The organism is Variovorax sp. RCC_210 (assembly GCF_041355175.1).
Lineage (GTDB): Bacteria > Pseudomonadota > Gammaproteobacteria > Burkholderiales > Burkholderiaceae_C > Variovorax.
In genome coordinates, this window is the sequence record NZ_JBFUPJ010000002.1 from 46,516 (window position 1) to 63,137 (window position 16,622).

Annotated in this window: 16 protein-coding genes; 6 read left to right on the forward strand and 10 right to left on the reverse strand. The window is 69.0% G+C overall.

What is annotated here, in order from left to right; translation table 11 throughout:
- Positions 1-42 precede the first annotated feature (42 nt).
- Both AB6807_RS08125 and AB6807_RS08130 read right to left on the reverse strand, forming a co-directional pair.
- Positions 43-597 (reverse strand): hypothetical protein, encoded by a 555-nt coding sequence (locus AB6807_RS08125; RefSeq protein ID WP_116913470.1) that lies wholly within the window; start codon positions 595-597, stop codon positions 43-45.
- A gap of 157 nt (positions 598-754) precedes the next feature.
- Entirely contained in the window at positions 755-2,494 is a 1,740-nt protein-coding gene (locus AB6807_RS08130; protein WP_371084190.1) for a wax ester/triacylglycerol synthase family O-acyltransferase, read from the reverse strand.
- A 221-nt stretch (positions 2,495-2,715) separates the two neighbouring features.
- Between AB6807_RS08130 and AB6807_RS08135 the strand changes: the two genes are divergently transcribed.
- Both AB6807_RS08135 and rocF read left to right on the forward strand, forming a co-directional pair.
- Positions 2,716-4,800: a prolyl oligopeptidase family protein gene (locus AB6807_RS08135; protein WP_371084191.1), complete on the forward strand. Its 2,085-nt coding sequence runs from the start codon at positions 2,716-2,718 to the stop codon at positions 4,798-4,800.
- A gap of 1 nt (position 4,801) precedes the next feature.
- A complete protein-coding gene (rocF, locus tag AB6807_RS08140) occupies positions 4,802-5,722 on the forward strand; it encodes an arginase (RefSeq protein ID WP_371084192.1) in 921 nt (306 codons plus the stop codon).
- Positions 5,723-5,729: 7 nt separating this feature from the next.
- On the opposite strand, the gene AB6807_RS08145 is transcribed toward rocF, so the two are convergent.
- From AB6807_RS08145 to AB6807_RS08165, 5 genes are all read right to left on the reverse strand, one after another.
- Positions 5,730-6,755: an aromatic acid exporter family protein gene (locus AB6807_RS08145; protein ID WP_371084193.1), complete on the reverse strand. Its 1,026-nt coding sequence runs from the start codon at positions 6,753-6,755 to the stop codon at positions 5,730-5,732.
- A gap of 32 nt (positions 6,756-6,787) precedes the next feature.
- A complete protein-coding gene (locus AB6807_RS08150) occupies positions 6,788-7,282 on the reverse strand; it encodes a MarR family winged helix-turn-helix transcriptional regulator (RefSeq protein ID WP_371084194.1) in 495 nt (164 codons plus the stop codon).
- 52 nt (positions 7,283-7,334) lie between these two features.
- The gene (locus tag AB6807_RS08155) at positions 7,335-8,042 is read right to left on the reverse strand and encodes a DUF2242 domain-containing protein (protein WP_371084195.1); all 708 of its coding nucleotides are present in this window, start codon (positions 8,040-8,042) and stop codon (positions 7,335-7,337) included.
- Between the two features lie 90 nt (positions 8,043-8,132).
- Entirely contained in the window at positions 8,133-8,795 is a 663-nt protein-coding gene (locus AB6807_RS08160; protein WP_371084196.1) for a nucleoside/nucleotide kinase family protein, read from the reverse strand.
- 73 nt (positions 8,796-8,868) lie between these two features.
- Positions 8,869-10,143: a Glu/Leu/Phe/Val dehydrogenase gene (locus AB6807_RS08165; RefSeq protein ID WP_116913478.1), complete on the reverse strand. Its 1,275-nt coding sequence runs from the start codon at positions 10,141-10,143 to the stop codon at positions 8,869-8,871.
- A gap of 211 nt (positions 10,144-10,354) precedes the next feature.
- Here AB6807_RS08165 and AB6807_RS08170 point away from each other — a divergent pair, with 211 nt between their 5' ends.
- Positions 10,355-10,795 (forward strand): hypothetical protein, encoded by a 441-nt coding sequence (locus AB6807_RS08170; protein ID WP_371084197.1) that lies wholly within the window; start codon positions 10,355-10,357, stop codon positions 10,793-10,795.
- A gap of 149 nt (positions 10,796-10,944) precedes the next feature.
- A complete protein-coding gene (locus AB6807_RS08175; protein WP_116913480.1) occupies positions 10,945-11,412 on the forward strand; it encodes an Lrp/AsnC ligand binding domain-containing protein in 468 nt (155 codons plus the stop codon).
- A 21-nt stretch (positions 11,413-11,433) separates the two neighbouring features.
- On the opposite strand, the gene AB6807_RS08180 is transcribed toward AB6807_RS08175, so the two are convergent.
- Complete coding sequence (locus AB6807_RS08180; RefSeq protein ID WP_371084198.1) at positions 11,434-12,144, reverse strand: YggS family pyridoxal phosphate-dependent enzyme; 711 nt, start codon at positions 12,142-12,144, stop codon at positions 11,434-11,436.
- Positions 12,145-12,195: 51 nt separating this feature from the next.
- Between AB6807_RS08180 and AB6807_RS08185 the strand changes: the two genes are divergently transcribed.
- Positions 12,196-13,239 (forward strand): type IV pilus twitching motility protein PilT, encoded by a 1,044-nt coding sequence (locus AB6807_RS08185; RefSeq protein WP_093132776.1) that lies wholly within the window; start codon positions 12,196-12,198, stop codon positions 13,237-13,239.
- Positions 13,240-13,265: 26 nt separating this feature from the next.
- Positions 13,266-14,402 (forward strand): PilT/PilU family type 4a pilus ATPase, encoded by a 1,137-nt coding sequence (locus AB6807_RS08190; protein WP_116913482.1) that lies wholly within the window; start codon positions 13,266-13,268, stop codon positions 14,400-14,402.
- A 24-nt stretch (positions 14,403-14,426) separates the two neighbouring features.
- Here the strand turns inward: AB6807_RS08190 and AB6807_RS08195 are convergent, their stop codons facing one another.
- On the reverse strand, positions 14,427-15,983 hold the full coding sequence (locus AB6807_RS08195) for an MFS transporter (RefSeq protein WP_371084199.1): 1,557 nt from the start codon (positions 15,981-15,983) through the stop codon (positions 14,427-14,429).
- Positions 15,984-16,103: 120 nt separating this feature from the next.
- The gene (locus tag AB6807_RS08200) at positions 16,104-16,613 is read right to left on the reverse strand and encodes a MerR family transcriptional regulator (RefSeq protein ID WP_371084200.1); all 510 of its coding nucleotides are present in this window, start codon (positions 16,611-16,613) and stop codon (positions 16,104-16,106) included.
- Positions 16,614-16,622 lie beyond the last annotated feature (9 nt).

Sequence of the window (16,622 nt, forward strand, 5' to 3'; positions counted from 1 at the left end):
AGGTACCGGACAAAAGAAAAAGGGCGCCAGGCGCCCTCGGGGTCAGGCCGCCTTGCGGGCGGCAGCGCGGCGAACCGGCTTCTTGGCGACGGCGGCCTTGGCCTTCACCGTGCGAACCGGCTTGGCTTCTTCGGCGCCGCTCACGCGGGCTTCGATCTGCTTGGTGCCGGCGGCGATGCGGTCGGCGATTTGCACCGACACGGTGGCGATCGGCTGGTTCAGCGCGCCCAGGGCGTTGATCACCGAGGTGGCGACGGGCGACTCGACGCGTGCCACGCGGCCGGCGACGGTCTCGATGCCGGTGGTGGTGCCGGCGGCCACGCGGTCCATCACGGACACGATGCGGCCGGTATCGATGTCCAGGCGGTTGGCCAGGAAGCCGTTGATCTTCTCCTGCGCGCCGATCAGGTTGGCCTTGACCTGCTCGCTCACCAGCGGAATCTGGCGGCTGCCCAGGAAGTTGCTGTAGCGCGTGGCGGCGCCGCCCAGCAGGCGATGCACGCCGGTGCGGTAGGCGCCGACCAGGGTCTTGCCTGCGTCGTTGTACTGGCCGACGACGTGGACGGCTGCGGAAGCGATGGTGGTTTGCGTGGACATGGTGATTTCCTTTGAAGTTGATGGGCTCGCGAGGAAACGGGGATGTTCTGTCGCGATGGGCCTATCTTCTTCCCGGGGGCCTAGGCCTGGAAAACTAGAACGGTCGGAAAACTAGTCCAACTGCCCCACTTTTCTGCAGGCCGGGCCCGCGCGCCGGTCATGCCGCCGCGGCGCGGGGGGAACGGGCGCGTTTGGCGGGGGCGGCCGGTGCGGTGGGCGCGGTCTTGCGGGCCTGCGGCTTGGGGGCTGCCTTCTTGGCGGCTGCTTTCACAGGCGTCTTTGCCGGTGCCTTCGCAACGGCAGCTTTCACAGGCGCCTTCTTCGCAGCGACCTTCACCGGCGCTTTCTTGCGCGCGGCCGGTGCCTTCCTGGCAACGGCAGGTGCCTTCCTCGCGGCGACCGGCGCGGGCGCCTCGTCGTCCGACGGCTCCTCCACCGTCTTCGGCGGCACCGGCGCGGGCGCGGCACCGGCGGCGGCCGGGTGCTTCTGCGTGAGCTCCATCAGCAGCTTGTGCTCGGCCAGCATGTAGTCGCCGATCTCGGTGATGTCGGGCACGGCGCGGCGGCAGGCGATCAGGCCGTAGTCCATGCGGCCGTTGTAGCTCTGCACCGTCACGTTCAGCGCCGTGCCGTGGCTGGCGATCGACACCGGGTAGTAGCAGGTCACCAGCGCGCCGGCGAAGTACATCGGAAACGGCGCGCCCGCCACGTTCGAGATGGCCACGTTGGCCGCCGGCGGCAACAGGTTGACGATGCCCGAGCGCCCCACCATCGACGCGATGCCCGACACCAGCCACGGCGCGGCGAAGGTCGGAAAGTCGTCCAGGATCACCGCCTTGAAGCGGTTCATGGTCGACTTCGACGAGTTCGACGACGCGTTGATGGCCTTCAGCCGCTGCACCGGGTCAGTGATGTCGGTGGCCAGGCTCACCAGGATCATGCTGGCCTGGTTGTTGGCCGTCTGGTCGCCGGCCTCGCGCAGGCTCACCGGCACGCCGGCCACCAGCGGCTTGGCCGGCAGCTCGTTGTTGTCGGCCAGGTAGTGGCGCAGCGCGCCCGACACCGTGGCCATGACCACGTCGTTCAGCGACACGCCGAAGTGCTTGGCGATGTACTTGGTCTCGGCCAGCGAGATGGTGCGCCCGGCGAAGGTGCGCTGGTTGGTGATCGACACGTTCAGCGAGGTGCGCGGCGCGAACAGGTTGAACTTCTTGGGCGCGGCGGCGGCGTCTTTCTCGGCGGCCTTCTCGTCGGGCTTGGCCAGCCCGCCGATGGCGCGCGCGATGGCGGGGGCCATCTTGAAGAGCTTGACGTACTGCTGCGCGGTGTTGCGCAGCGCCGCCGTGGCCAGCTCGGCCATGCCCAGCTGGTAGCCGCTGCCGCGCGGGCGCGAACGCGGCGGCTTCACCACGCGGCCGGTGGCCTCGAGGTCGAAGATGGCCTTGCCCACTTCCACGCCGGCCTGCCCGTCGATGCCCGCGTGGTGCACCTTGGTGTACAGCGCCACCTGGCCGCTCTTGAGCCCGTCTATGATGAAGAACTCCCACATGGGGCGGCTGCGGTCGATGAGCGTGGAGTGCAGGCGCGCCACGTACTGCTGCAACTGCCGGTTGGTGCCGGGCTTGGGCAGCGTGATGTGGCGCACGTGGTAGTCGATGTCGATGTCCTCGTCGTCCACCCACACGGGGTTGGACATGTCGAAGGGCATCAGCGCGAGCTTGCGCGTGAACACGTCGGCCAGGTGGATGCGGCTGGCCATGAAGTTCTTGGCGTCTTCGTAGAAGTCGCCCTTGTAGCCCTTGGGCAGGTCGAGCACATTGAGCGAGCCCACGTGCATCGGCATTTCCGGCGTTTCCATGTGCAGGAAGGTGGCATCAAGACCGCTCAGGTGTTTCATGTGTTGTGTCTCCTAGGTGGGGCATGCGCCGTTCGGCAGGATAGCGCGGGCATCGCGTTTGTGGGCCCCGCGTTCTTCAGTGTTTCCACCGGGGGCGAGGCGCCGGCGGGACACGGGTTTGCCCGAAGTTCCCAAGCTGCAGCACGGCGGCCGCTGGCGCGGCAACGGCCCGTCACTTGTGCGAAAGCCCTTGTTTCACACGGGCTCCGTACACTGGGGCCATGACATCCAGCCTCCCCCCGCAAGCAGTGCAAGCTGCGCAAGACGACCACCTCTGGCTCGAGGACATCGACGGCGAGAAACAGCTCGACTGGGCCCGCGCGCAGAACGCGCTCACGGTGCAGGCCTATGCGAAGTCGCCCGCGTTCGAGGCGCTCCAGCAGGGCATCCTCGAGGTGCTCGACTCCGAGGAGCGCATTCCGATGGTGCGCAAGATCGGCCAGCGCTTCTACAACTTCTGGCGCGACAAGGCGCACCCCAAGGGCCTGTGGCGGCGCACCACGCTCGACGAGTACCGCAAGCCGCAGCCCGCCTGGGAAAGCGTGCTCGACCTCGACGCGCTGGCCGCGGCCGACGGCGAGAACTGGGTGTGGCACGGCGCCGACTGCCTCGACCCCGAGTACAAGCGCTGCCTGATCTCGCTGTCGCGCGGCGGCGCCGACGCCGACGTGGTGCGCGAGTTCGACCTGGAGACCAGCCGCTTCGTCGAAGGCGGCTTCACGCTGCCCGAGGCCAAGAACCACGTCGGCTGGAAGGACATCGACCACCTCTACGTGGCCACCGACTTCGGCCCCGGTTCCATGACCAGCTCCAGCTACCCGCGCATCGTGAAGGAATGGCGCCGCGGCACGCCGCTGGAAAGCGCGGTGACGGTGTACGAAGGCCTGCACGAGGACATGTCCGTCGGCGCCTACCGCGACAACACGCCCGGCTTCGAGCGCGACTACGTCTCGCGCCAGATCGACTTCTACGACAGCGAGACCTGGCTGCGAAAGACCGACGGCACGCTCGCCAAGATCGACGTGCCCGACGACGCGCTGGCCGAGATCACGCGCGAGTGGATGCTGATCGAGCCGCGCACCGACTGGACCGTGGGCGGCACCACCTACAAGTCGGGCTCGCTGCTGGCCACGAAGTTCGACGACTACATGGCGGGCGGGCGCGAGCTCACGGTGCTGTTCGAGCCCGACGACACCACCGCGCTCGACAGCCACTCGTGGACGCGCAACCACCTGATCGTCAACACCATGCACGACGTGGTGAACCGGCTCGAGGTGCTCACGCCGCCGGCCGACGGCAAGGGCGCGTGGAAGCGCGAGAGCCTGGGCGGCGCGCCGGCGCTCTCGACCATCGCGGCGGGCGGCATCGACGAGGACGAGAACGACGACTACTTTCTGACCGTGAGCGGCTTCCTGCAGCCGACCACGCTCTACATCGGCACACTCGGCACCACAGGCACCTCTGAAAAGAGCGAGCCACAGGTGCTGAAGAACAGCCCCGCCTTCTTCGATGCCTCGGGTTTCAGCGTGAGCCAGCACTTCGTGCATTCGAAGGACGGCACGCGCGTGCCCTACTTCGAGATTGCGCCCAAGGACCTGAAGGCCGACGGCACCCACCCCGTGCTGCAGTACGCCTACGGCGGCTTCGAGATCTCGCTGCAGCCCAGCTACAGCGGCAGCATCGGCCGCGCGTGGCTCGAACAAGGGGGCGTGTACGTGATCGCCAACATCCGCGGCGGCGGCGAGTACGGCCCGCGCTGGCACCAGGCCGCGCTGCAGGAGAACCGGCTGCGCACCTGCGAGGACTTCGCGGCCGTGTCCGAAGACCTGATCGCGCGCAAGATCACCTCGCCCGCGCACCTGGGCGCCATGGGCGGCAGCAACGGCGGCCTGCTGATGGGCAACATGCTCACGCTGTACCCGCAGCTGTACGGCGCCATCGTGAGCGAGGTGGCGCTGCTCGACATGCGGCGCTACACGCAGCTGTCGGCCGGGGCCTCGTGGATCGCGGAGTACGGCGACCCGGAGCAGCCCGACGAGTGGGCGTTCATCAAGACCTTCTCGCCCTACGAGAACGCCAGGGCCGGCCAGGCCTACCCGCCGGCGCTGTTCACCACCTCGACCCGCGACGACCGCGTGGGCCCGGTGCATGCGCGCAAGATGCACGCGAAGATGCTGGCGCTGGGCCATGACAGCCGCTTCTACGAGAACCTTGAAGGCGGCCATAGCGCGGCCACGGACAACAAGGAGTCCGCCTTCATGGACGCGCTGGGCTATGCCTACCTGTGGCACCACCTGAGGAGCTGAAATGAGCAACGCCAAAGTCACCCTCGAACTCATCGGCGCGCCCACCGACATCGGCGCCAGCGTGCGCGGTGCCGGCATGGGGCCCGACGCGCTGCGCGTGGCCGGGCTGGCGGAGGCGCTGGCGGGCCAGGGCTACGCGGTGATCGACCGCGGCAACCTCGCCGGCCCGGCCACGCCCTGGACGGCGCCGGCCAACGGACTGCGCCACCTGGACGAGGTGATTGCGTGGAACCGCTCGGTGTACGCCTCGGTCGACGGTGCGCTCGGCGCCGGCCACGTGCCGGTGATGCTGGGCGGCGACCACTGCCTGGCCATCGGCTCCATCAGCGCGGTGGCGTGGCACGCGCGCAAGCGCGGCAAGAAGCTGCGCGTGCTGTGGCTGGACGCGCACTCCGACGTCAACACCGAGACCACGAGCCCCAGCGGCAACCTGCACGGCATGCCGGTGTCGTGCCTGCTGGGCCACGGGCCCGCGGTGCTCACAGGCTGGAGCGGCGAGCGCGCGGCCCTGGAGCACGATGCGATCCGCTTCATCGGGATCCGCAGCGTGGACAGCGACGAGAAGGAAGCCATTCGCACGCTGGGCCTGCACGTGTTCGACATGCGCCACATCGACGAGCACGGCATGCGCACCACCATGACCGAGGCGCTGCAGGACGTGGACGAAGACACGCACCTGCACGTGAGCTTCGACCTCGACTGCCTGGACCCCGGCATCGCGCCCGGCGTGGGCACCGGCGTGCGCGGCGGGCCGACCTACCGCGAGATGCAGCTGTGCATGGAAATGATCTCCGACACCGGGCGGCTGGCTTCCGTCGACGTGGTGGAGCTGAACCCGGCGCTGGACGTGCGCAACCAGACGGCCGAGGTGGCGGTGGAGCTGATCGAGAGCCTGTTCGGCAAGTCGACGCTGGTGCGCTGACCTTGTTTCAACGCGCCTGGGTGGTCTGAGCGGTCTGAGTGGTCGGCGCGGCGATGCAGCGCTGCAGCCGCCGCAGGTCGTCGAGCAGCAGGCACAGCGGCGCCGCCAGCAAGGCGTGCGACGGTGTCGTTGTACCGGTCTCGGCCAGCCGCGCGAGGTCGGCCAGGTCGGGCGAGCCTTTGCCAGCCAGATCGTCGGCCAGGGCGTCGGCCATGCCGGCGACCGCGGCAGCCGCGGCCCGAGCGGCCTCGAGCGGAAAAGAGTCAACGCCGTCCTGCCGGCGCAGCACCCGGTCCAGCACGACCGCGTCCTGGAAAATGCGCGCCGCCAGCCGCGCCTTGTTGCGGTAGGTGCGCGCGCCCTCCGCGGCCGTGCCCCGGCGCCACCAGCGGGCTTCGAGGTCGGCGCTGCCCGCCAGCAGCGCCAGGCGGCCCAGCGATGCGCGCGTGGCCGCATGGACGCGCTCCACCTCGGCTTCGGCGGGCCGCTGCGTGGCCGCCATGCGTTTCGCGATGCCCCGCAGCAGAGCGGCACAGCCCTCGTCGAAGCGCGCGCCCGCGTGGTATTCCGACATGAAGGTGGCGACCGCCAGCGCCACCCCCACGCCGATGCCGATCTGCGCCATGCGCAGCATCGCCACCTGCAACGCCGAATGGCCGGGAATGCCGCCGGCCGACAGGATGATCAGCGCCGCCACCGGCGCGCTGCGCAGCCCGGGCGCCGCCGTGCTCGCAAAGGCCAGCAACACCACGATGGACAGCGTGGCCGCGAGCGCGTTCACGCCGTGGTGCTGCAGGTACACGCCGGCCAGGCCGCACAGGGCGCCGGCCGCGGTGCCGCGCACGCGATCCCAGCCGGCATCGAGCGTGGAGCCGGCGCTCGGGCGCATGACGATCAGCACGCTCATCACCGACCAGAAGCTCTCGGGCAGCCGCAGCGCGACCGACACGCCCCAGGCCAGCGCCACGGCGCCGGCCAGCTGCACGCCCGGGCGCCAGCGGCCGTGGCGCCACAGGCCTGCCAGGCCCTTCAAGCCTTTCAGTAGCTGGAGGGCCGGCGCGCTGCTCATGGTTCGGGCGCGTGGGCCAGCGCGGCGGCAATGCCGTCGATCAGGCGGCAGGCTTCCAGCAGCAGGGCCTGCTGGCCGGCGTCGAGCGTGGCGCCGATGACCCCGGCCAGTGCCGCCTCGCGCGAGCGCATGAGCGCCTTCAGCCGCCGCACGCCCTCGGGCGTGAGCGACAGCAGCCACTGGCGTCCGTCGCTCGGGTGCGGGCTGCGGGCGGTCCAGCCTTCGGCTTCCAGCTCGGCCAGCAGGCGGGTCAGCGATTGCGGCTTGACCCGTTCGAGCGCCGCCAGCGCGGTGGGCGTGCTCGGCCCGTGCCGGTGCAGCTGGCCCAGCACGCTGAGCTTGGCGACGCTCGGGCCGTCCGGCGAGGCACTGCCGCTGCGCAGCTCGCGCGCCAGTTGCGCTACTGACGTGCGAAGGTGCGAGGCGCACGACGCCGGCGTGACGGCCGCAGGGGCAGGGGAAGAAGAGGAAGAAGGGGAAGTGGAAGACACGCCCAGATTGTAAGACGCATCTTGGTAGTTGAGGCTTTCGCCCCGGCCGCCGTCAGCCTCGGTTGGGCGACGAGTTCACGGGAAAGGTCATGACCGGAGCGGCTGCCGGTGGCGCCGAAGGCGCAGGCGTCGACGCGGCGGCCGGCGCCCCGTCGGGCACCTCGGCCTCGCTCTCGGGGCCTTCGAGGAAGCGGTCGAGCAGCGCGAAGAAGCGGTCGTAGAAGCGCTCGTCGGTCAGCGTCTCGCTGGCCACCTTGACCATCGCGTCGTCGCTGGCCGAGAACGGCAGCGACAGCGAGCCGATCGCGCCCACGCCCACGCTGGCCGAGTTGTTCACCTTCTTGATGCCGTAGCGGTCCTGCAGCGCGGTGGCGAAGGCGACGGTGCTCTTGCTCGCCTTGTTCGCCGCCTTGCTGCCCCTGCCGCCTTCCAGCGCGCAGACCACGCGGAACTCGACCTCCACATGCACCTCGGCCGCGGGCTGGAAGCTCTTGCGCCCGGTGACGAGGTCGGCATTGGCCGCGGTGATCATGTAGCCCTGGCTCAGCAGCGCGCGGCGCGCGGCCTCGCAGGTCTGCGCCTCGGTGGCCTCGTAGTTGCGGGTGTGGGTGGTGGTGGAGCCGAACTCCTCGGGCTCGTAGGTCACGCGGCGCCCGCTGCTGCCGCAGCCCGCGAGCAGCAGCGCGGACAGCAAGACGAGGGACAGGCCCAGGGGCAGCGCCGGAGCGCGAACGGAGGAAGCAGGAGAAGTGAGGGGCATGGTCGGCATGAAGCGGCGAATGCTAACCGGCGGTGCGCCGGCCAAGCTTCGAGCGCGCGAAGGCGCAGGCGTTCCCTGCGCAGCCGAATTTCAGGACCAGGGCAGCAGGTGGTGCGCCCGCGCCCGCGTCGCCGCGATCAGCCGCGCGTTGGGCGCGTCGGTGCTGTCGACCCAGGCGCGCGCGGCTTCGGCGCTGCGGCCGAACTGCTGGTGGCGCCGCACCAGGCGCGCTTCGCGCAGGGCGTCGTCGATGTCCACGTACCAGGCCTCGTCCAGCAGGGCCGCCGCACCGGCCCAGGGGCCGGCGTCGTGCAGCAGGTAGTTGCCTTCGGTGATGACCAGTTGCGTGGTCGGCAGCACGGCGATGGCGCCGGCAATGGGCTCCTCGATCTCGCGGCGGAATTCGGGGGCGTAGACGATGTCGCCGCCGGGGCGCTGTTCGCGCAGGCGCTGCAGCAGCGCCACGTAGCCGGCGCTGTCGAAGGTGTCGGGGGCGCCCTTGCGGGCCGCGCGGCCGAGCCGTTGCAGCTCGACGTTGGCCAGGTGAAAGCCGTCCATGGGAACGACCTGGGCGCGCTCGGCGCCCACCGCCTGCAGCAGCGCCGCCGCGAGCGTGGACTTGCCCGCGCCGGGCGCGCCCACCAGCCCGAGCAGCTTGCGTTGCCCGTCGGCCATCAGGGCGCGCAGGCGGGCAAGGCTTTCCGTAGGGAGGGCTGGAAGAGACTGAACGTTCGGGGGCGGCGTGGTGCTCATCCCCCGAGCGTACCGCTCCCCGCGGTGCGATCGATCAGCAGACCAGGGTGATCAGCGCGCAATCAAGGCGCGATCAGGGATACAGCCCGCGCTCTTGCCGCGCCATCAGGATGCGCTCGCAAGCCACCGCGTAGGTGGCCGTGCGCAGCGTGATCTTGTGCTTGTCCGCCGTGTCCCAGATCTGGTTGAGCGCGTTCATCATGATGCGGTCCAGGCGCACGTTGATCTCGTCCTCGTCCCAGAAGAACGACGAGAAGTCCTGCACCCATTCGAAGTAGCTCACCGTCACGCCGCCGGCGTTGCAGATCACGTCGGGCACCACCAGCACGCCGCGCTCGGCGAGGATGTCGTCGGCCGTGGGCACGGTGGGGCCGTTGGCGCCTTCGAGCACGAGCTTGGCGGTGGTCTTCTGCGCGCGCTCGGCGGTGATCTGCCCTTCGAGGGCGGCCGGGATCAGGATGTCGCAGGCAACGTTCCAGAAGTCTTCGTTCGGCACGATGTCGCCGCCGGCCTTGAAGGCGACCACGCCGTCCTTGTTGGCCACGGGAATCAGCTTGGCCAGGTCGAGGCCGTTGGTGTTCACGATGGTGCCGGTGTGGTCCTGCACCGCCACGATCTTCGCGCCCGCCTCGGCGAACAGCTCGGCCGCGACCGAGCCCACGTTGCCGAAGCCCTGCACCGCGATGCGCGCGCCGCGCAGGTCCATGCCCAGGCGGCGGGCCGCTTCGCGCCCGGTGACGAACACGCCGCGGCCGGTGGCCTTCACGCGGCCGAGCGAGCCGCCCAGGTGCAGCGGCTTGCCGGTGACCACGCCGGTGGCGGTGCCGCCGACGTTCATCGAGTACGTGTCCATCATCCACGCCATGATCTGGCCGTTGGTGTTCACGTCGGGTGCGGGAATGTCGGTGTGCGGGCCGATGATGATGCCGATCTCGCTGGTGTAGCGGCGCGTGATCTTCTCGAGCTCGTTCTGCGACAGCTTCTTCGGGTCGACGCGGATGCCGCCCTTCGCACCGCCGTACGGCAGGTTCACGGCCGCCGTCTTGATGGTCATCCAGGCCGACAGGGCCATCACTTCTTCCAGCGTGACGTCGGGGTGGAAACGCACGCCGCCCTTGCCCGGGCCGCGGCTCATGTTGTGCTGCACGCGGTAGCCCTCGAAGTGGGCGATGGTGCCGTCGTCCATCTCGATGGGCACGTCCACGATCAGCGCGCGCTTGGGGCGCTTGAGCGTTTCGACCCAGCGGGCCAGCGGGCCGAGGTACGGCACCACGCGGTCGACCTGCGACAGATACGTGCCCCACGGGCTGTTGGCGGTGGGGCTGACGAAGGAGAGTTTTTCACTCATGAGGGATCCCAAGGTTGAACGGATGGGCACAACGATAGACCTGTCCCGCGCGCGACGCCATGGCTTATGCGCGCCGCGCTGGCGGTTATGCAAGAGACGTTTGAAACCGCGTGCGCGCACATGACAAAACCGTCATCGACGGGTTATCGATCCGGCGGATGCGCTCCCTAGAGTCGGCTTCACCCCTCAAGCAACCTCAAGGAGTTCACGAATGACCCAGCAACCGAAAACCATCCGCGTCATGGGCGCCGCCGCAGTCGCCGCCATGCTCGGCCTGCTCTCGGCCCCGAGCTTCGCTGGCAACTACGCCGAGGGCGACCCGCGGCCCCAGGCAACGACCTCGTCGGCGACACGCGCCGCTGTTGCAGCCGACGCGCAGCAGTGGCTGAAGCTGGCGCCCACGCAGGGCTACTCCGACGGCATCTCGCAACGGCCCGAGGTGGTGTCGACGCACACGCGCGCCGCGGTGGCGGCCGACACGCGCCTCTGGCTGCAGTCGGGCCTTGCGGCCAGGCAGAACGGCGAAGCGGGTGCCGACGTGACGCAACCCGGCTACCGGGAGGCCGCGGCGAAATACTTGAACGGGCAGTCGGCAGCGCAGGCTGAGGCGCGGGTGCAGGTACAGGAGGAGCGGCGGACTGCTGGCAACTGATCGCTGCGCGGCGCCCCGAAAAGCGCACGAACAAGTACAAACGCCCAAAGGGTAAGCCAAGGGCATTTCCTTGGTTCTATCTCCTATAGCCGGGCTCGCTAGGCCGCATCTTCTGCCGCAGATCGAGGGGCCAGCCGGATAATCCTCCGATGCTCGACCTGGACCGCATCGATCTCCGGCTTCTGAAGATCCTTCAGGAAGACGGCCGCATCACCAACCTCAAGCTGGCGGAGGCGGTGGCGCTGTCGCCCACGGCGGTGCTGGCGCGGGTGCAGCGGCTCACGCGCGACGGTTTCATCCTGGGCTACGAGGCGCGGCTCGACCCGCACAAGCTCAGCCGCGGCTTCACGGTGTTCGTCGAGGTGCTGCTCGACCGCACCACCGCCAACGTGTTCGACCAGTTCAAGGCCGCCGTGCAGGTGCGCGACGAGATCATGGAATGCCACATGGTCGCGGGCGGCTTCGACTACCTGCTGAAGACCCGCATGGCCGACATGGCCGCCTACCGCGAGTTCGCCGGCACTGTGCTGTGGCAACTGCCCGGCGTGCGCGAGACGCGGACGTATGCGGTGATGGAAGAGGTCAAGAGCAGCGCGCGGCTGCCGCTCGGCATCTGAAAACCGAAACCCGGGAATGAGCTAGGCAGGCTTTCGCGCCCGCCCGCCGAAGATGGCCGTGCCGACCCGCACCATCGTGCTGCCCGCGGCAATCGCGGCCTCGAGGTCGGCGCTCATGCCCAGGGAGAGCGTGTCGAGCTCGGCTTGCGCAATGCCGGCGTCGCGAATCGCCTGGAACACCGCATGCGCGCGCAGGAACAAATCTCGCTGCGCCTCGAAACCCTCGGCCGGCTCGGGGATCGCCATGAGCCCTCGCAGCCGCAGCTGTGGCAAAGCCGCCACAGCGCGCGCCAGCGCCACGGCCTCCTGCGGGGGCACGCCCGACTTGTTCGCGCCGCCGTCCACGTTGACCTGCAGGCACACATTGAGCGGCGCCAACCCGGCCGGCCGCTGGGCCGACAGGCGCTCGGCGATCTTCAGCCGGTCGATGCTGTGGACCCAGTCGAACTGCTCGGCCACCGGCCGCGTCTTGTTGCTTTGCAGAGGGCCGATGCAGTGCCATTCGAGGCTGGCGCGCAGGTCGGCGAGCGCCTCGATCTTGTCCAGCCCCTCCTGCACATAGTTCTCGCCGAAGGCCCGCTGGCCGGCCGCATGCGCCTCGCGAACCGCGTCGGGGCCGAAGGTCTTGGACACCGCCAGCAGCCGGACCTCGCCCGGGCCGCGCCCGGCCGTTACACATGCCTGCGCGATCCGGTTGTTTACTTGCTGGAGGTCGTCGCCAATCATCGTCATAATCATCCAAAATCGTATCAAAACGTCACCGCACCCGAGCCGAGGAGCCCCGTGGACATCACCCAATTGCTGGCGTTCAGCGTCAAGAACAAAGCCTCCGACCTGCACCTTTCCGCCGGTCTTCCGCCCATGATCCGCGTGAACGGCGACGTGCGCCGCATCAACGTCGACGCGCTCGATCACAAGGGCGTGCACGCCATGGTGTACGACATCATGAGCGACACCCACCGCAAGCACTACGAAGAATTCCTGGAGGTCGACTTCTCGTTCGAAATCGACGGCCTGGCGCGCTTTCGCGTCAACGCCTTCAACCAGGCGCGCGGCGCGGCCGCGGTGTTCCGGACCATTCCCTCGAAGATCCTCACGCTCGAGCAGCTGAACGCGCCGAAGATTTTCGGCGAACTCGCGCTCAAGCCGCGCGGCCTGGTGCTGGTGACGGGGCCCACGGGCTCGGGCAAGTCGACCACGCTGGCCGCGATGGTCAACTACCTCAACGAAAACGAGTACGGCCACATCCTCACGGTCGAAGACCCGATCGAGTTCGTGCACGAATCGAAAAAGTGCCTGATCAACCAGCGCGAAGTCGGGCCGATGACGCTGTCGTTCTCCAACGCGCTGCGCTCCGCCCTGCGCGAAGACCCGGACGCCATTCTTGTGGGCGAGCTGCGCGACCTCGAAACCATTCGCCTGGCCATGACCGCGGCCGAAACGGGCCACCTGGTGTTCGGCACGCTGCACACCTCGTCGGCCGCCAAGACCATCGACCGGATCATCGACGTGTTCCCAGGCGAAGAAAAGGAAATGATCCGCGCGATGCTGTCGGAGTCTTTGCAGGCCGTGATCTCGCAGACGCTGTGCAAGACCAAGGACGGCCAGGGCCGCGTCGCGGCGCACGAGATCATGCTGGGCACGCCGGCCATCCGCAACCTGATCCGCGAGGCCAAGGTGGCGCAGATGTACTCCACCATCCAGACCGGCCAGGGCCAGGGCATGCAGACGCTCGACCAGAACCTGACGGAACTGGTGCGCCGCAATACCATCTCGGCTGCCGAAGCGCGCGGCAAGGCAAAGATCCCAGAAAACTTCCCCGGCTGACCCCAGCCCTCCGGAGCACCGACATCATGGAACGCGATCAAGCCAGCCAGTTCATCAACGACCTGCTCAAGCTCATGGTGAGCCGCAACGGCAGCGACCTGTTCATCACCGCCGACTTTCCGCCCGCCATCAAGGTCGACGGCAAGGTCACCAAGGTGTCGCAGCAGGCGCTGGGCGCGCAGCACACGCTGGCGCTCACGCGCTCGATCATGAACGACCGCCAGACGGCCGAGTTCGAGCGCACCAAGGAGTGCAACTTCGCGATCTCGCCCACCGGCATCGGCCGCTTCCGCGTGAACGCCTTCGTGCAGCAGGGCAAGGTCGGCATGGTGCTGCGGACCATTCCCGCCAAGCTGCCCACCATCGACGGCCTGGGCATGCCGCAGGTGCTGAAGGACGTGGCCATGACCAAGCGCGGCCTCACCATCATGGTGGGCGCCACGGGCTCGGGCAAGTCGACCACCCTGGCCGCCATGATCGACTGGCGCAACGAAAACTCCTTCGGCCACATCGTGACGGTGGAAGACCCGGTCGAATTCGTGCACCCGCACAAGAACTGCGTGATCACGCAGCGCGAGGTGGGCATCGACACCGACAGCTGGGAAGCGGCGCTGAAGAACACGCTGCGCCAGGCGCCCGACGTGATCCTGATGGGCGAAATTCGCGACCGCGAGACCATGGAGCACGCCGTGGCCTTCGCTGAAACCGGCCACCTGTGCATGGCCACGCTGCACGCCAACAGCGCCAACCAGGCGCTGGACCGCATCATCAATTTCTTTCCCGAAGAACGCCGCGCGCAGCTGCTGATGGACCTGTCGCTGAACCTGCGTTCGCTGGTGTCGCAGCGGCTGGTGCCCACCGAAGACGGCCTGGGCCGCGTGGCCGCGGTGGAGGTGCTGCTGAACACGCCGCTGATTTCCGACCTGATCTTCAAGGGCGAGGTGGGGGAGATCAAGGAAATCATGAAGAAGAGCCGCAACCTGGGCATGCAGACCTTCGACCAGGCGCTGTTCGACCTCTTCGAGAGCCACTCGATCACCTTCGAGGACGCCATCCGCAACGCCGACTCGGCCAACGACCTGCGCCTGCAGATCAAGCTGAACAGCCAGCGCGCGCGCAGCAGCGACCTGTCGGCGGGCACGGAGCACTTCGCGATCGTCTGAGCGCAAGCGCCGGACGAACCCGGCTCAATCGATCGTTCGCTGCCACGCGGCGAACACCCCCGCCACCAGCGCAATCACCGCCATCGCGGTGAAGCCGTCGAGCGAAGCCATGAAGGTGGCCTGCTGCTCCAGCGTGCGGTAGAGCGTGCCCAGCGCCATGGCATGCGCCTCGCCCGCCGCGTGGCCCAGTGCAACGAAGCCGTGCGTCAGCGAGTCCAGCGCCTGCATGAAGCTGGCGTTGGCGGCGTTGGCCGACTCGCCCAGGCGCACCTCGTGCAGCGCCTGGCGGTGCTGCTGAAGCGCGATGACCGAAGACGTCGCGAACGAAATCGCCAGCTGCCGCACCAGGTTCTTCAGCCGGTAGCCGTGCGCGAACTCCTCGGCCGCGAAGGGCTTGAAGGTGAGGTTGGCCACCGGCAGCACCACGAACAGCATCAGCAGCCCGCGCAGCAGCAGCGCCGGCAGCAAGGCCTCGCGCCCGGCCTGCGGCGTGACCTGCGACAGCCACCACGCGGCCAGCGCCGCGATGCCGAAGCCGGTGACGATGAGCCACTTCTTGCGCGCCAGCCGCGCCGAATAGCGCAGGTAGACGAACACCAGCAGCCCGGTCGCCAGCGACACCATGCCCGTGAAGTAGCCCGTGTTGCCCACGGTGAAGCCGAGCCCCCCTTCCATCAACCGCGGCAGCAGGTAGCTGAAGCCCGTCGACAGGTAGTAATAGACGACGTACAGCGCCAGCCCGACGCGAAACGACGCATTGCGAAACGCATGCAGCCGCACCAGCGGCGCCGGGTGGCGCCACTGCTGCCAGCCGAACCAGGCCAGCCCCGCCACGCCGGCGATGGTCAGGCCGATGAGCGCCGGCGAGCCCGTGAACAGCTCGAAGTGCGAGCGCGTCAGCACCACCTGCAGCGCCGCCTGCGCGAGCGCGAACACCCCGTAGGCGATGTAGTGCGGCTCGGTGCGCTCGTGCACCGGCACGTCGCCGATGTCGGGCAGCGTCCACAGCACCAGCAGCCCGATGGCCACCGCGACCGGGGCGGTGCTGGCGAACAGCCAGCGCCAGTCGAAATTGGTTACCAGGAAGGCGCCCGCGATGGGGGCCAGCGCGCCGCCGAAGACGATGAGCACCATGAACGCCTTCAGCGCCTTGGCGCGGCGCGCGGGCGGAATGCCGATCTGGATCAGGATGCGGCAGGCGCCCAGCATCGGGCCCACGAAGTAGCCCTGCACGGCGCGCGCGGCGGTGAGCTGCATGGAGCTGTCGCACAGCGCCGCGCCCACGCCGCCCGCGGCGAAGGCGAACATGCAGACGGCCAGGTAGCGGCGGTAGCCCAGCCGCTCGATCCATGCGTGCTGGTGAAGAATGCCGAGCACCGCGCCCAGCGCGTAGGCACTCGACGCCCACACCAGCTCGTCGGGCGAGGCGTTGACGCCGCCGGCGATGTAGCTGGCGAAGAAGGCGAACAGCGCGTTGTCGAAGTAGTCGATGGCCGTGACCAGCCCGATGGCCCAGGGCAGCAGCGCCAGCGCGGCGGTGCCGCGCGAGGGCCAGGGCAGGGCCGGGGCCGGAGCGCTCATTCCAAAGCCTCCGTGCTGCGCACTGCGGCACGAGCGCCTTCGGGCGGCCGTGCGGCGCTCATTCCAAAGCCTCCGTGCTACGCACTGCGGCGCGAGCGCCTTCGGGCGGCCGTGCGGCGCTCATGGCGCCGGCCTCTCCTTGCGGCGCTGCTCCAGCGCCTCCTCGACCGGTTCGCCGGCCAGCCGGCGCTCCACGTAGTCGAGGTCGCGCCGCAGCTGCGCCTGCAGCAAAGCGGCCTCCTTGAGCTCGCGGCGGACCTGGGCCACGCGCGTGTCCAGCGTGCCCAGCTGCTCGGTGAGCGTCTCGCGCAGCGCCTTGAGCGAAGCGTTCGACAGCCGCGGCCGGCCGCCTTCAGTTGGCGCCTCCACCGGCTGCTGCAGCATGGCGGTGATGACCGGCAGCGAGAAGCCCAGCGAGCGCATGCGCAGCACGCGCGCCAGCCTGTCGAGGTCGGCCTGCTCGTACAGGCGGTAGCCGCCCTCGCTGCGCACCGGCACCACGATGCCGAGCTCCTCGTAGTACTTGAGGGTGCGCGGGGTGACGTCGAGCCGGGCCGCGGCGTCGCGCACGGTCAGCGCCGTGGCGGGCAAAGACGCAGCGGGTGAAGGGGCGGCAGGCAAGGCGGTCATGACGTGCCC